General features: G+C 30.0%; 18 protein-coding genes. 9 read left to right on the top strand and 9 right to left on the bottom strand.

The genetic code is table 11. The features are described from left to right. Positions 1–69: 69 nt before the first annotated feature. Positions 70–510 carry a GNAT family N-acetyltransferase gene (locus DUT90_RS09860; RefSeq protein WP_114427018.1) on the top strand — a complete coding sequence of 147 codons (441 nt, stop codon included), beginning with the start codon at positions 70–72 and terminating at the stop codon, positions 508–510. Between the two features lies 1 nt (position 511). On the opposite strand, the gene DUT90_RS09855 is transcribed toward DUT90_RS09860, so the two are convergent. Beyond that, positions 512–1,087 carry a pseudouridine synthase gene (locus tag DUT90_RS09855; protein ID WP_408962310.1) on the bottom strand — a complete coding sequence of 192 codons (576 nt, stop codon included), beginning with the start codon at positions 1,085–1,087 and terminating at the stop codon, positions 512–514. A gap of 1 nt (position 1,088) precedes the next feature. Next, entirely contained in the window at positions 1,089–1,880 is a 792-nt protein-coding gene (locus DUT90_RS09850; RefSeq protein ID WP_114427017.1) for an aldose 1-epimerase, read from the bottom strand. A gap of 113 nt (positions 1,881–1,993) precedes the next feature. On the opposite strand from DUT90_RS09850, the gene recA reads away from it, so the two are divergent. Further along, complete coding sequence (recA, locus tag DUT90_RS09845) at positions 1,994–3,001, top strand: recombinase RecA (protein ID WP_114427016.1); 1,008 nt, start codon at positions 1,994–1,996, stop codon at positions 2,999–3,001. Between the two features lie 83 nt (positions 3,002–3,084). Here recA and DUT90_RS09840 read toward each other — a convergent pair whose 3' ends face one another. Then, a complete protein-coding gene (locus DUT90_RS09840; RefSeq protein WP_114427015.1) occupies positions 3,085–3,237 on the bottom strand; it encodes a PspC domain-containing protein in 153 nt (50 codons plus the stop codon). A gap of 51 nt (positions 3,238–3,288) precedes the next feature. Further along, positions 3,289–3,720 (bottom strand): dUTP diphosphatase, encoded by a 432-nt coding sequence (gene dut / locus DUT90_RS09835; protein ID WP_114427014.1) that lies wholly within the window; start codon positions 3,718–3,720, stop codon positions 3,289–3,291. A 97-nt stretch (positions 3,721–3,817) separates the two neighbouring features. Between dut and DUT90_RS09830 the strand changes: the two genes are divergently transcribed. The 3 genes from DUT90_RS09830 to DUT90_RS09820 all read left to right on the top strand — a co-directional run bounded on the left by DUT90_RS09830 (position 3,818) and on the right by DUT90_RS09820 (position 6,946). Next, a complete protein-coding gene (locus DUT90_RS09830) occupies positions 3,818–4,813 on the top strand; it encodes an NAD(P)H-dependent glycerol-3-phosphate dehydrogenase (protein ID WP_114427013.1) in 996 nt (331 codons plus the stop codon). A gap of 207 nt (positions 4,814–5,020) precedes the next feature. After that, positions 5,021–5,680, top strand: a complete 660-nt coding sequence (locus tag DUT90_RS09825) for a hypothetical protein (protein ID WP_114427012.1) — start codon at positions 5,021–5,023, stop codon at positions 5,678–5,680. Further along, positions 5,681–6,946, top strand: a complete 1,266-nt coding sequence (locus DUT90_RS09820) for an MFS transporter (protein ID WP_114427011.1) — start codon at positions 5,681–5,683, stop codon at positions 6,944–6,946. Positions 6,947–7,000: 54 nt separating this feature from the next. On the opposite strand, the gene DUT90_RS09815 is transcribed toward DUT90_RS09820, so the two are convergent. Beyond that, complete coding sequence (locus DUT90_RS09815) at positions 7,001–7,768, bottom strand: DUF547 domain-containing protein (RefSeq protein WP_114427010.1); 768 nt, start codon at positions 7,766–7,768, stop codon at positions 7,001–7,003. A 22-nt stretch (positions 7,769–7,790) separates the two neighbouring features. On the opposite strand from DUT90_RS09815, the gene DUT90_RS09810 reads away from it, so the two are divergent. Both DUT90_RS09810 and DUT90_RS09805 read left to right on the top strand, forming a co-directional pair. Next, positions 7,791–8,495 (top strand): TIGR04283 family arsenosugar biosynthesis glycosyltransferase, encoded by a 705-nt coding sequence (locus DUT90_RS09810; protein ID WP_114427009.1) that lies wholly within the window; start codon positions 7,791–7,793, stop codon positions 8,493–8,495. A 2-nt stretch (positions 8,496–8,497) separates the two neighbouring features. After that, complete coding sequence (locus DUT90_RS09805) at positions 8,498–9,139, top strand: CPBP family intramembrane glutamic endopeptidase (RefSeq protein ID WP_114427008.1); 642 nt, start codon at positions 8,498–8,500, stop codon at positions 9,137–9,139. Here DUT90_RS09805 and DUT90_RS09800 read toward each other — a convergent pair whose 3' ends face one another. Continuing rightward, on the bottom strand, positions 9,140–10,798 hold the full coding sequence (locus DUT90_RS09800) for a glycerol-3-phosphate dehydrogenase/oxidase (RefSeq protein ID WP_114427007.1): 1,659 nt from the start codon (positions 10,796–10,798) through the stop codon (positions 9,140–9,142). Between the two features lie 91 nt (positions 10,799–10,889). Between DUT90_RS09800 and DUT90_RS09795 the strand changes: the two genes are divergently transcribed. Next, a complete protein-coding gene (locus tag DUT90_RS09795; protein ID WP_114427006.1) occupies positions 10,890–11,324 on the top strand; it encodes a hypothetical protein in 435 nt (144 codons plus the stop codon). A 37-nt stretch (positions 11,325–11,361) separates the two neighbouring features. Here DUT90_RS09795 and DUT90_RS09790 read toward each other — a convergent pair whose 3' ends face one another. Continuing rightward, complete coding sequence (locus tag DUT90_RS09790; protein WP_114427005.1) at positions 11,362–11,910, bottom strand: pyridoxamine 5'-phosphate oxidase family protein; 549 nt, start codon at positions 11,908–11,910, stop codon at positions 11,362–11,364. A gap of 80 nt (positions 11,911–11,990) precedes the next feature. Between DUT90_RS09790 and DUT90_RS09785 the strand changes: the two genes are divergently transcribed. Further along, positions 11,991–13,466, top strand: coding sequence for a Na+/H+ antiporter NhaC family protein (locus tag DUT90_RS09785; protein ID WP_114427004.1), 1,476 nt, complete (start codon positions 11,991–11,993; stop codon positions 13,464–13,466). A 152-nt stretch (positions 13,467–13,618) separates the two neighbouring features. On the opposite strand, the gene DUT90_RS09780 is transcribed toward DUT90_RS09785, so the two are convergent. Together DUT90_RS09780 and pheS are read right to left on the bottom strand one after the other, a co-directional pair. Beyond that, positions 13,619–14,014: a hypothetical protein gene (locus tag DUT90_RS09780; RefSeq protein ID WP_114427003.1), complete on the bottom strand. Its 396-nt coding sequence runs from the start codon at positions 14,012–14,014 to the stop codon at positions 13,619–13,621. Positions 14,015–14,127: 113 nt separating this feature from the next. Then, the gene (pheS, locus tag DUT90_RS09775) at positions 14,128–15,147 is read right to left on the bottom strand and encodes a phenylalanine--tRNA ligase subunit alpha (RefSeq protein WP_114427002.1); all 1,020 of its coding nucleotides are present in this window, start codon (positions 15,145–15,147) and stop codon (positions 14,128–14,130) included. Positions 15,148–15,216: the final 69 nt, after the last annotated feature.

Raw genomic sequence — 15,216 nt, 5'->3', positions numbered from 1 at the left:
ATTTATCGCTTCAAGTAAATTTTTTGAATGATGCGAAAATTTGTATCAACACGTCTTAAATAGTATTCAATGAATTTCATTACAAAATCTTTTAAAGAATTAGATATTTACGAACTCTACCAAATATTACAACTACGATCTGAAGTTTTTGTTGTAGAACAAGACTGTGTGTATCAAGATTTAGATTTTAAAGATCAAAAGGCATTACATATTTTAGGTTGTAAAAACAATAAAATCGTAGCTTATACACGTCTTTTTAAACCTGGAGATTATTTTAAAAATGCAAGTATTGGTAGGGTAGTAGTGGCTAAAAATGAAAGAAAGTATGGTTATGGACATCAATTAATGAAAGCATCAATAACAGCTATACAAGAACATTTTAATACAACCCATATTACTATTTCTGCACAAGTATATTTAAAAGACTTTTACAAATCTCATCAATTTAAAAAAGTAGGAGAGGAGTATTTAGAAGATGGTATACCTCATATGAGAATGAATAGAAATTAATTTATACAAGAGTTTCTATTTCTTTTACTTCACCAACATTTAACTTCTCCAATTTTATAGCACCAACTCTAACACGAATTAACCGTAATGTAGGATGTCCTACAGCAGAGGTCATTTTACGTACTTGTCTAAATTTTCCTTCTGTTAAGGTTATGGAAATCCACGATGTTGGCCCGTGTCTTTCGTCTCTAATTTTTTGAGCTCTTTTAGGTAAATTAGGAGTTTTAATGATTGATGCTTTGCAGGGTTTTGTTGTATATTTTTTGCCATCAAAACCAATTTCTACTCCTTTTTTTAATTCTTCAATTTTTGATGGTATAATTTCTCCGTTAACTTGAACGTAATATTCCTTTTCTACATTTCCTCTTGTTGTTATAAAATCACTTACTTTTCCGTCTGTTGTTAATAATAATAAGCCTTCAGATTTAACATCTAATCGCCCAATAGCCATTGTTTTATCAGGAAAATTATACAATTCTCCTAATAATTTTTTCTTTCTTTTGGTTTGATTATTTACAAATTGAGATAAAAATCCGTAAGGTTTATAAATGATAAAATGGCGGTGTTTTTTTATCAATTTATATCAACTTTAAAGTTACAGAAAAAACATTTTTACCTTTAGAGAGCGTCATATTGTTTTCAGAAAATTTTTGGTTGGTATAAGAGGTGTAATGAGTAATAGGTTCTATACAAACCATATTGTCTACTTCTGTCCAAAGCATAAAATTATGAAAACCTGTAGTAGAAATTTCAACATCATTTTTACCTATATTTTTCAAGATGATGGTATCTGAATTTAACACAGGAAAAGCATTAGAACCAGCTTTATACACATCTTTTAAATGATATACCGTGTTGTTAGAAATAAAAGTTTCTTTACCAGAATTAGATAGCAAAAAAGCAGGATGATACCCTAGCATAAACGGCATATTAGCATCAGAATTAACAATAAATGTTATCGTTAAAATAGTATCTTTTAAATAAAAATGTTTTTCAAATGAAAAATCGAAAGGCCAAAACAAATTTTCTTCGGTAGACTTTTTAGGATATTTACTGTTTTTAATAAGTGTATTTTTCTTATATTTTTTAATAAAAGTCGCACTGTTATCATCACTAGAAATATTTTCATATTCTAACTCTCTTAGCAAACCGTGCTGATCTTGAATGGCATCTCCTTTTTTAGTATGAACTTTAAAATTATTTTTATTTGTAGGACCAATTACTGGAAACATTTCGTCATCAGATTTTCGCCAACCTATATTTCCTTTTTGATGAATATATTCGTTATTATCTTTTTTAAAACTAATAAGTTCTCCTTTTTCAATAGTAACAACAGTAGTTTTATTTTCTAAAAAAAGTATAGAATTCATGAATATTTTTTTAGGCAAAAATAGTACAAAATATTAGTAGTTTTTTTAGGATAAAAGAAACAGTTTTTTGTAACTTGTGTCACTTTTAAAATTAAAAATTTTCAATACTATATATGGCAACAGATAAAGAAAAACAAGCTAAACTAAAAGCATTACAACTTACTTTAGACAAGTTAGATAAAACTTATGGTAAAGGTTCTGTAATGAAATTAGGTGATGTTGTTACAGAAGATGTAGACGCAATTTCATCTGGATCTTTAGGGTTAGATTTAGCTTTAGGTGTAGGGGGTTATCCAAGAGGTAGAGTTATTGAAATATACGGACCTGAATCTTCAGGTAAAACTACATTAACTATTCATGCAATTGCAGAAGCTCAAAAAGCAGGAGGAATTGCTGCTTTTATAGATGCAGAACATGCTTTTGATAAGTTTTATGCAGAAAATTTAGGAGTAGACATAGATAATTTAATCATATCGCAACCAGATCACGGAGAACAAGCGTTAGAAATTGCAGACAACCTAATTCGGTCTGGAGCTATTGATATTGTAGTCATAGATTCTGTAGCTGCTTTAACGCCAAAATCTGAAATAGAAGGTGAAATGGGAGATTCTAAAATGGGTCTTCATGCACGTTTAATGTCTCAAGCTTTACGTAAATTAACAGGTACAATTTCAAAAACAAACTGTACTGTAATTTTTATCAACCAATTAAGAGAAAAAATTGGAGTAATGTTTGGTAACCCAGAAACAACAACGGGTGGTAATGCTTTAAAGTTTTATGCGTCTGTTCGTATAGACATTAGAAGAAGAACTCAAATTAAAGACGGAGATAGAGTTATTGGAAATTCCACAAAGGTTAAAATCGTAAAAAATAAAGTGGCACCTCCTTTTCAAATTGCAGAATTTGATATTATGTATGGACAAGGAATTTCTAAAGTAGGAGAAATTTTAGATATTGGTGTAGAATTAGGAATTGTAAAAAAGAGTGGATCTTGGTTTAGTTACGGAGAAACCAAATTAGGTCAAGGTAGAGATGCTGTAAAAGGCTTAATAAAAGACAATCCTGAGTTAATGGAAGAACTAGAAAGCAAAATAAAAGATGCTATTGAAAATCAAGATTAAGTTTTAAAAGTTCTAACTATTATTTATTATTAAACTGCTGCAGAAGTAATCAATCTACAGCAGTTTTTTTATTTCTTAAAATATTATTCTTTAGAAAATATTTTTACCAACCAAAGTATTAAGTAGGCACCAATACCAAACCCAGCTAACAAAACTGCTAATACAAAGAATATTCTAATATTCTTTGCTGTAAATTGAGTTTTCGTACTCAACCACTCACAAACACCTAAAATCATAATTTTTATTTTTAGTTAAACAAATATAAAGAAACTAATTTTTAATATTTTTTAGACACCAGTGCTTCCAAAACCTCCAGAACCACGCTCTGTCTCAGATAAAACAGAAACGTGTTTCCATTGTACACGTTCATGTTTTGCTATAATTAATTGAGCAATACGCTCACCATCATTTACAATGAAATTTTCATTAGATAAATTTACTAAAATAACACCAATTTCACCTCTATAATCTGCATCCACAGTACCTGGGCTATTTAAAACTGTAATTCCCTTTTTGGCAGCTAAACCACTTCTAGGTCTTACTTGAGCTTCATAACCAATAGGTAAGGCAATATATAAACCAGTTTTTACAATTGCTCTTTCTAAAGGTTTTAGAGTTATAGAATTTTCAATATTTGCTCTTATATCCATGCCAGCTGCACCTTCTGTTTCATAAGTTGGTGTTGCATGTTTAGATTTATTTATTATTTGTACGTCCATTTTTAATTTATGATCTCTTACAAATATAATAATTCGCTAATGCATACATATAAAGATTTTAGTTTTCTTATTTTTGAAACTTAAATATGTTGTATTGATGAATGATCAGAAAAAAATAGCAGTTTTAGGTGGAGGTAGTTGGGCTACAGCAATTGTAAAAATGTTATCAGAAAATTTAAAAACTATAGGATGGTATATGCGTAATGAGCAAGCTATAGCTCATATAAAAGAAAATGAACACAATCCTAATTATTTAAGATCTGCAGAGTTAAATGCAGAACAACTAGATTTATCAAATGATATTAATTACACTGTAAAAAATTATGATGTTTTAATTTTTGCAATTCCTTCTGCCTTTCTAGTAAGTGAAACAAATAAGCTTAAAACAACACTAGATAATAAAATAATTTTTTCTGCAATTAAAGGTATTGTACCAGAAACAGGTTTAATTATAGGAGAACATTTTAACGAAACTTACAACATCCCCTTAAAAAATATTGGTGTCATAACAGGACCTTGTCATGCAGAAGAGGTAGCTATGGAGCGTTTATCTTATTTAACCATTGCTTGTCAAGATGAAGAAAAAGCAATTTGTGTAGGCAAAGCTTTAGAAAGTTGGTATATAAAAACTAAAATTTCTGATGATATTATTGGAACAGAATATGCTGCGATGCTAAAAAATATATATGCAGTTGCTGCTGGTATGGCTCATGGTTTGGGTTATGGAGATAACTTTCAGTCTGTTTTAATGAGTAATGCTATTCGTGAAATGAAACGCTTTATTAAAAAAGTGCATAAAATGAAACGAAATATTAACAACTCTGCCTATTTAGGAGATTTGTTAGTAACAGGGTATTCATTATTTAGTAGAAACCGTCAGTTTGGAAATATGATTGGTAAAGGGTACACTGTAAAGTCTGCTCAAATAGAAATGAGCATGATTGCAGAAGGGTATTATGCCACAAATAGTGCTTATAAAATTAAAGGAGAAAACAAAGCTAAAACACCTATTATAGATACAGTTTATCATATTTTATATAAAAATAAAAATCCAAAAATAGAATTTAAAAAACTTACAGATAAACTAGATTAAGCGTTGGCATATTAAATTTGTATAAGAAGTTTTTTATTTTGATTCAAAATATTATTTAGAAAAGAAACTTAGAAGTGAATAAATTACCTCAAAATAAGTTTGATTTAAAACAAGTAAACCCTATAAAGTATATATTTTCTAATTAGTGATGAAGTATTGATATATTGTTTATTTTTGAACATTAATATTAATTATTAAACAATCAACATGAAAACAATACAAGAAGTTGTTGAAAGTACTATTAGAAAAACTCCATTTATAGAAGAGGCATTAAATGAAAAACTAATTAATGTTTCTTCTTTAGCAAGAATTATTTTACCAGAGGTTTCTACAATTTTAAAGAAAGATGTTAAAGTAGGTGCAGTTATGATGGCAATTAACAGACTTTCTCCAGCAAGCGAGTTGCGTATTCGAAAAAATATTAAAAAACTTGCTTTAGACTTAGGAGATGTTATTGTACGTTCAGATTTATGCGACTTTACTTTTAAAAACACTCCTTCTTTATTAAAAGAAATTGCAAAGATTTTAGCAAAATCTGCAGAAAATTCCGATTATTTTTTGACCGTTTCACAAGGTATATTTGAAACAAATATTGTGACTAGTAAAAATTTAAGACCTTATGTTGAAGGAATTTTTGAACAAGAAAGTTTAACACATAGCATGTTAGAGTTGGCCTCTATTACTATAAAATTACCACAAGCCAACCTAGAACAATCTGGTATTTATTATTTTATTTTAAAACAATTAGCTTGGGCAGATATTCCTTTACAAGAAATTATTTCTACTACCAATGAAATGACTATTGTTGTAAAAGAAGAAGATATTAACCAAACCTTTTCAATTTTAATGGATATGAAATTAAGCTAAATGACAAAAAATGATCCTTATGCGGCACTTAGAATAAAAGAGTTTAATATTTTTTTATTTGTTCGTTTTTTATTGGTTTTTGGATGGTCTATGCAATTTATAGTTATTGAGTGGCAAGTGTACTCTATAACCAAAAACCCATTGTCTCTTGGCATCATTGGCTTAATGGAAATTATACCTGCTTTTACAATGGCGCTTTTTGCGGGTCATATTGTAGATCAAAAAGAAAAAAGAAACCTATTGGCATTATGTACAGCAGCTTTTTCTTTAATAAGTTTTGGGTTATTTTTTTTAACCTCAGATAAGGTTGTAGGTAATTGGTCTACTAATTCTATTTTATATGGTATTTACGCTTTGGTCTTTTTTGGTGGTTTTCTACGCTCTTTTTTTGGCCCCACAATTTTTTCTTTAGTTGCTTTATTAGTTCCAAAGAAAATTTATCATAATGCTGCAACTTGGAGCACAAGTACCTGGAAAACGGCATCTGTTTCAGGGGCATTATTTGGTGGTTTTTTTATCAGTTGGATTGGGGTGGATATGACACTTTGTTTGGTTTTTGTTTTGGTAATATTATCGTTAATTTTTACTTTTTTAATTCAAAAAAAACCAATTCTTAATAAAAAAATTGGAGAACCAATGATGCAAAGTTTAAAAGCAGGAGTAAGGTTTGTTTTTAAAACTAAGGAAATTTTAGGTGTTCTAACCTTAGATATGATTGCCGTTTTATTTGGGGGTACAGTAGCAATTTTATCTGTTTTTGCACAAGATGTGCTAAAAGTAGGACCAGAAGGCTTTGGTATTTTAAATGCCTCTATTTCGGTAGGAAGTATTGTAACCATGTTTTTAACAACTTATATACCTATCAACAAAAAAACAGGTATAAAAATGTTGATATCTGTATTTATCTTTGGATTAAGCATTATTGCTTTTGGATTATCCTCTTTATTTTGGGTAAGTGTGCTGGCTTTGTTTGTTAGTGGAGCAGCAGACGGAATTTCTATGGTGATTAGACAAACTATTTTACAATTAAAAACACCTGATGATATGCGAGGTAGAGTGTCTTCTGTAAACTCTATGTTTGTAGGTTCATCAAATGAATTAGGTGCTTTTGAAAGTGGTTTAGCGGCTAAAATTTTAGGTCCTGTTGCTGCTGTTGTTTTTGGTGGTACAATGACGCTAATTACTGTAGTTGCTACAGCAGTAGCAAACCCTACACTAAGAGAATTAGATTTAACAAAAGAAATTGAAGCAAATCAACAAGAATAAAAAAAGACTTACTAAAAATTAGAAAGTCTTTTAAAAATAAAATATTGTTTTTACTTAGTTTACATCTAGTTGTCTAAAATTACCTAAAAGTAGGGTCCAATCGTAACTTTTAAACTCTAAATTTTTAGCTTCCTCTGGGGTAATACCGTATTTTTTTAAAATTTTACAAGCTCCAGATTTTCCTCCAAAATCACCACGAAACCAAGACATTAAAGCAACAGATTTTGCAGTTCTTGTTTCTTCATTATATATAGTTTGTTCTTTTAAATATTCTGTAGTCATAAAATCAAATTCTTTATCTAAATTTTTAGAAGAATAAATAGCTACTGGCGGACAACTTTTTGCACCACAATTTAAAGCAAAATGAACCCTCCAATCAATATCATTATCTATTCGTAATTTACGTTCCCACTTTGGGTTAAACCATTTTTTAAGATATCCTAGACTAATTTTAACACGAGATTTTCTAATGATTCCATGCTCAATATCATCAAAAGATAAAACTTCTCCAGCAATTTTAACTCTTGGTTTGCCAAAAAAAGCACCTCTATTTTCATATTCCTCAGGGTTTTCTGTTAGTGATATTTGAATAAAAGCATTGTAAATGTTAACCCAAAAAGCAATTTTTTGTTTGTCTGTTTGTAGAGCTGTTGTTAAATCTTCTAAGGTTGTGTTTTCTAGAAGCTGTATAGCTTTTTCATTAGACTTACCGTCTATAATATTTTGTAGTAATTGTTGTGAAACTTTTTCATAATTTACTTTATCTTGTGAAAAAATAAAAGAACCTGTTAAAAGAAATGCAATTAAAAAAAACTGTTTCATATAAATATCCGTATGTTTTATTATGTTAATAAGTGTAATAATTCCTGTTTATAACGAACAAGAAAATCTTCTAAAGAGATTGTCGTTTTTGTGTAACCAAGCTAACAAATTTCCTATAGAAATTATTGTTTCTAACTCTCCTGAAACTACAGACAATAGTACCAAAGTTTGTAGTAATTTTGATAAAGTTAGGTATTTACAATCAGAAAAAAAAGGAAGAGCAGCTCAAATGAATTTTGGAGCAAAACATGCAAAAGGAGCTATTCTTTTATTTTTGCATGCAGACAATCAGCTACCAAAAGATTTTTATACTCAAGTGGTTTCTGCAATAAAAAACGGAAATAAAGCGGGTTTTTTTGCGTATAAGTTTGATAGAGAAACGTTTTTATTGAATGTAAATAGTAAATTTACTACCAAAGATGGCATTTTTGCTGGTGGTGGAGATCAAAATCAATTTTTTACAAAATCAACTTTTGAAGATTTAAAAGGGTTTAACGAGTCTTTTTGTATTATGGAAGATTTTGAAATAATTGATAGAATTCGTAAAAAGAAAATACCCTATACTATTGTACAATCTAAAGCAATTGCTAGTGCAAGAAAATACCTTAATAATTCATGGTTAAAAGTAAACTTGATTAATGGGTATGTTTTTTTGCTGTATAAGTGTGGTGTTCATCCAAGAAAGTTAAGAGAAAAGTACAAATCATTATTAAGAGAAAGTGTATAAAAATGAATACAGTATTGACAGATAATTATAAGAAAAAGTATCAATTTTTAGAGATACTTTTATTATTTGTTGTTACACCAATTGTACTTACCTTACCTATACTTATTGGTTTTAAAATAACATATTTGTTATTAGGAGTTTTATACATTGTATGGATTTCTATCACAAAAAAAAGTGTTAAAAAAGAAAAAACAATAACGCTTAAGAGATTGTTGCTTTTAATCGTAGGGCGTTTTTTTATAATTGCAATAAGTACAGCTGCTTTTATATTTTTTAAAGATAAATCTTCTTTATTTAGTGTAATGCTAAATAAACCTATGTTATGGATAAAGTTTAGCGGAATTTATATTGTCTTTTCTGTGATTCCGCAAGAATTAATTTACAGAAGTTTTTTTGTAAAAAGGTATCGTAATTTTATAAAAAACAAAAAAGTATTTATCATCTTAAATTCTATATTGTTTTCTTTTGCACACATATGGTTTCAAAGTTGGGTAGTACTAATTTTTACGTTTATAGGAAGTCTGTTTTTTATAGATACTTATTTAAAAACAAGATCTATTTGGTTGGTAATTTTAGAACACTCTTTGTATGGTGTATGGTTGTATACTGTAGGTTATGGAGCGTTGTTTATGTTTCCTGTTTAACTACAAAAAAGTTGTTGCTGTTTTTAAATGATATGCCAATTCTTGTTGGTAATGTTGGGTAGTTTTATCATCCCACAAAAACAGAGTTTTAAAAATATCTAAAACAAAATCTTTATACATAACAACACTTTTAGCATCAAAGAAAAGTCTACCAGTTCTTCTCATAAAAAAATCAGTAGGCGAACATGTCATTTCGTTTTCTATACAAAATAAAACCTCAGCTTGCAGCATTTTTTTTGGTTCTCCTTCTATAGACATTTGTAAAGATAAATCGTCATATTTTTGTAAGATAAGGTCTGTTTGTTTTCCGTAATTATATACTAAATATTCTGCATATTTTCTATCAAAATCAACTTCTGCTATTCTATTTTGTATAGCATCTGTATAACTTTTTACTTCATTAAAGTCTTTAAAAGTACCTCCAGATAATATAATTTCTTTTGTTTTAATTTCATCAAAAGAAATAGCAAACCTACGATCATATTTTTTTGCCACAAGGTCTACAATTCTTTCTGCCATTTTTCTATATCCTGTTAGTTTTCCTCCAGCAATAGAAATGAGTTCTGTTTCAGAAACAAAAATTTCATCTTTACGAGACAATTCTGACGCAGATTTTCCTTCTTCATGAATCAAAGGACGCAAACCAGCCCAAGAAGATTGCACATCATCTAAGGTTAAATTAATGTCTGGAAACATATTGTTAACGGCTGATATTAAGTAAGTTGCATCTACTAAGTTAGTAGTTACGTTATCTTTATCTTTTTGATAATTTGTGTCTGTTGTGCCAAAATAAGTGACTTTACCTCTTGGTATAGCAAACATCATTCTACCATCAGGAACATCAAAATAAACAGATTGTTGTACAGGTAATTTTTCATGAGAAACCACCAGATGCACCCCTTTTGTTAGGTGCAAACGTTTGCCAATTTTAGAATGATTTAATTGACGTAATTCATCCACCCAAGGGCCAGCAGCATTTACAACATATTTTGCATTTATATGAAACTCTTCATGTGAGATGGCATCAAAAACCTTAACACCGGCAACACGATCGTCTTTATAAATAAAACTTTTAGCCTCTATATAATTGCTAATTTTAGCACCATATTGTAAAGCCGTTTTTAAAACTTCTATGGTTAAGCGAGCATCGTCTGTTCTGTATTCTGCATAATAGCCAGCTCCGTTTAAAATGCTTTTAGGAAGCAGAGGTTCTTTTTCTAAAGCCTCTTTTTTGTCTAGCATTTTACGTTTATCTTCTCCTTCTACAGAGGCTAAGATATCATAGACTTTTAATCCAATAGAAGTCAACCAAGAACCGTAGGTGCCTCCTTCTATTAAAGGCAAAATCATTTTTTCTGGAACTACTAAGTGTGGCGCTAATTTGTGTACAATGGCACGTTCTGTACCTACTTCTTTTACCAACCAAAAATCAAATTGTTTTAAATAACGCAGACCACCATGAATTAGTTTGGTAGATTTAGAAGAGGTACCAGAAGCAAAATCGTTCTTTTCTACTAAGGCTACTTTCATACCACGAGAAGCAGCATCTAAAGCAATTCCTGCCCCTGTTATACCTCCGCCTATTATTAAAATATCAAACTCTTCTGCTTTTAAAGAATTGTTAATATTAGCTCTATTTTGGAATGAAAATTGTTGCATAAATATTTTTTTGTAAGTATTTGCTTAAAATTTCGGACAAAAAAGTACGAAAAAAATAAAGTTTAATTATTAAAATATAAATTTATTAGTCATGGCAATATTAGATATCTATACCACAGGGTTACAAAAACAAGCAGTAGGACACTTTGCAAACATTGTAAAGTTAGCAAAATCTGATTATAAAATTACAGAAGAAGAAAATTCATTTATTGAAAAAATGGCAATAAAACTAAATATAGGTTTAACTACCAAAAATTTAGTTTTAAAAAATCCATATCTATTTCCAATACAACCACCTGTGCATTATGAAGATAGAATTACCAGGCTTTATAATTTAGCAAAAATGATTATTGCAGATGGTAAAGTTGCTTTAGAAGAAAAAAAATTACTTCGAAAATTGGCAATTGGTATTGGTTTTCCTTTAGGTAAAGCAAAAAGAGTTTGTAAAAAAGCCTTAAAAATGGTAAAACAAAACAAAAGCTTAGAAGATTTTATATTTGAGATAAAACGAGTAAATAGATCTTAAATAAAACTTTAAGATAAAAAAAATAGCCTTGTAAAGGCTATTTTTGGTTTACAATATTTGTAGGTAAACCGTCAATACTTTCTTGATTTTTAGCAGCCCAATATTTTTTAATTCCTTCTTTTCCTTGTTCTACAGCCCAAGTATTCAATTCGTTTCGTTCTCCTTTATACTCAAAAAACGGTATAGACATTCCACAAGAAGTCTGAGCAGATTCTATGGTAATATCAAAAATTTGACGTGTTCCAGGAGTTTCTGGAAATAGTTGAATTAGTGCATTCCAAGAAGCATCTCCTTCTTTAATTTCTTTGCCCTTACCGTACAAACGTAAAATATTAGGAGCTTTTTCAAAAGCACAAAACATTATAGTAATACGATTATTTACTAACAAATGTGCTGCAGTTTCGTTTCCGCTCCCTGTAACGTTTAGCCATAAAACTCTATTTTCACTCAGAACCCTAAAAGAATCCATCCCCTTTGGGGATAAATTTATTCTGCCAGAATTAGGTGCTGTTGCCACAAAAAATATTTTTTGAGCTTCAATAAAACTTTGAAGTCTTGAGGTAATTTTGGTATATAATTTTGACATTTTTAATACGAATTAAGCACCTGCAATTTACAAAATCTAAACGTATTAATTTCTTACCTTTAGCAAAATAAATATCATTTATGGAATACGGATTTCTCTCGGTTTTACCACCTATTATTGCTATCATTTTAGCATTAAGAACAAAGCAAGTATACATTGCCTTATTATTTGGCATCTGGTTTTCTTGGTTGATAGTTAAAGGATGGAATCCGTTAGAAGGTACTTTGGCAATGATAGAAGGTTTGGTAAACGTTTTTCAATCTAAAGGAAACACCAGAACTATTATGTTTAGTGCATTAGTGGGCTCTTTACTTATTTTTATTCAGTACTCAAGAGGTGTAGAAGGGTTTATCAATATTATCAACAAAAAATTGGTAACTTTAGAACAAAAAAAAACAGGCTATGCAAGAGTAATGGTGCAAATTTTAGCAACATTTACAGGCTTATTATTATTTGTAGAAACTAGTATTTCTTCATTAACGGTGGGTACATTATATCGTCCAATTTTTGATAAACTTAAAATTCCGAGAGAAAAGCTAGCATACATTGCAGATTCTAGTTCTGCACCATCATCTATTTTAATACCTTTTAATGCTTGGGGTGCATTTATTATGGGGTTACTGTTAACACAAGGAATAGAGAAACCATTTTCTGTACTGATAGCCTCTATTAAATATAATTTTTATCCATTATTAACTATAGGTATTTTATTTTTTATCATTTTATCAAAAAAAGATATTGGTTCGATGAAAAAAGCAGAACAAAGAACTAGAGAAACTGGTGCTTTGTTAAACGAAGGCTCAACACCTATGGTATCTGACGAGGTAACTTCTTTTCCGCCTAAAAAAGGCATACCAGCAAGGGCTTGTAATATGATTGTACCTTTATTAGTAATGGTTTTAATGATGCCAATAAATTTGATATACACAGGATGGGATGCTGTAAAAAAATCTACCTCGTTATTAAATCATGCATCACAAGCTATAGGAGAAGGTTCTGGGTCATCATCTGTATTATATGCTGTTATTACAGCTATTTTGGTGGCTATTATCATGTATTTTATTCAAGGAATTTTAAAGCCAAAAGAAGCTGTAAATTTAACGTTAAAAGGAATTAGTGAGTTGATGCCTTTAGCGTTATTAATGCTTTTTGCTTTTGCTATTGGAGATGCTTGTAAAGTTTTAGATACAGGAAATTATGTGGCAAATATTACAGAAAGTTGGTTGTCTGCAGCGTTATTGCCTGCCGTAGTTTTTGTAGTAAGTTCTTTTATTGCATTCTCTACAGGAACTTCTTGGGGAACGTTTGCTATTATGTTGGCAATTTCTGTACCCATGGCAAATATTCATAGTGCAGATATTACCATAGTTGTAGCCGCTACTTTAGGAGGCGGAATTTTTGGAGACCACTGTTCGCCTATTTCAGATACGTCTATTATTTCTTCTATGGCTTCTGCTAGTGATCATATAGACCATGTAAAAACACAGTTACCCTATGCTTTGTTTGGTGGTGTAATTACTACTATTTTGTATCTGATTATTGGGTTTTTTGGGTAAGTTTTTCTTCTCAGTTTTGTCATTCTGCAAGTATCTTTTAGGTCTGTGATTATTCTTGTTTTTAGAATGCTCACCGACTGACAAACCTATTATAATCACTCTACTGTGAAACCTTTTTAAAGAGAGAAAATGTGCGAGTTATAAAAAACGCATTATTTTGCCAAAACTCCACGTTTTTTAATTTCAGAAATCATGCGTAAAGCCCCTTCTTTAACAGTATTTTGCTTGAAGATAAATGTTTTATCAAACAACATGTTTCCTTCAAAAAAACTTACCTGAAAGCGATTGTTTAATTGAAATAATTCTGGCTGAATCAATTCTACTTTAGCAAAAGAATTGGCAGGTAATTTTTCTAATTTTTTACGCAATAAAGAAGTCGTTTTTGTTTCTGAAAACCCTTGAGATACAATAACTATCATTTCTAAATCTACATCCTTGTTGTTTATAATGTAAACATTCCAATCATCTGTTTTATAGATGTCATTGTACTCATAAACAATAGCAATTTCTACGTTAGTAACTTCAGGTATTTGAATGTCTTTTTTCATAAGCCTTTTTACTGATAAGGAAAGAAATCATTAGCAAGTAATACTAGTTTCATCTACTATATAATCGCGCTTTATACTACAAAATTTTACTTTTTTTATAGTTAAAGATGTTACTAAATAACAGATTTAAACTGCTCTAAAAAACGTTTATCATTTTCATAAAACATTCTAATATCTGGTATTTGATACAACAACATGGCAATACGCTCTATACCCATTCCAAAAGCATAACCAGAGTATTTTGTGGGGTCTATATTCGCGTTTTTAAGAACGTTAGGATCTACCATTCCACAACCCATAATTTCTAACCAACCAGTACCTTTGGTAATTCTGTAGTCTGTTTCTGTTTCTAAACCCCAATAAATATCTACTTCTGCACTAGGCTCTGTAAACGGGAAATAAGAAGGACGCAAACGAATTTTAGACTTTCCAAACATCTCTTTGGTAAAATACAAAAGCGTTTGTTTTAAATCGGCAAAAGATACATCAGTATCTATATACAAACCTTCAACCTGATGAAAAATACAATGTGCACGAGCAGAAATATCTTCGTTTCTAAAAACTCTTCCTGGAGAAATTGTTCGTATAGGGGGTTCATTTTCTTCCATATAACGTACTTGTACAGAAGAGGTATGTGTACGTAACAAAATATCAGGATTTTGCTCTATAAAAAATGTGTCTTGCATGTCTCTTGCAGGATGATATTCTGGCAAGTTCAATGCTGTAAAATTATGCCAATCATCTTCAATCTCTGGACCTTCAGAAACGGTAAAACCAATTCTGTTGAAAACTTCAATAATCTGATTTTTCACCAGTGATATTGGATGACGAGACCCTAAATTAATAGGTTCTGCAGGACGTGTCAAATCTCCATAACTACCTTTTTCTTCAACAGCATTTTCTAAAGCATCGTTTAATTCAGTAACTTTGCCTTCAGCACTTTTTTTAAGATTGTTTAAAGCTTGTCCAAAATCTTTACGCAACGCTGCGTCTACATTTTTAAATTCAGCAAACAGCCCTTTTAACAAACCTTTGCTTCCTAAGTATTTAATTCTAAAAGCTTCAACTTCTTCTTTAGAAGTAGCATTAAACGCTTTTACTTCACCAATCAATTCTTTTACCTTATCTAACATTGTAATTTATAGAAAAAAATTCGACTACAAATTTAGTGTTTTTTAGATAGTTTAAGAGCGCTTTTTATG

Source organism: Polaribacter sp. WD7 (genome assembly GCF_003335085.1).
Taxonomy (GTDB): domain Bacteria; phylum Bacteroidota; class Bacteroidia; order Flavobacteriales; family Flavobacteriaceae; genus Polaribacter.
This window is presented reverse-complemented; position numbering and strand designations above follow the sequence as displayed.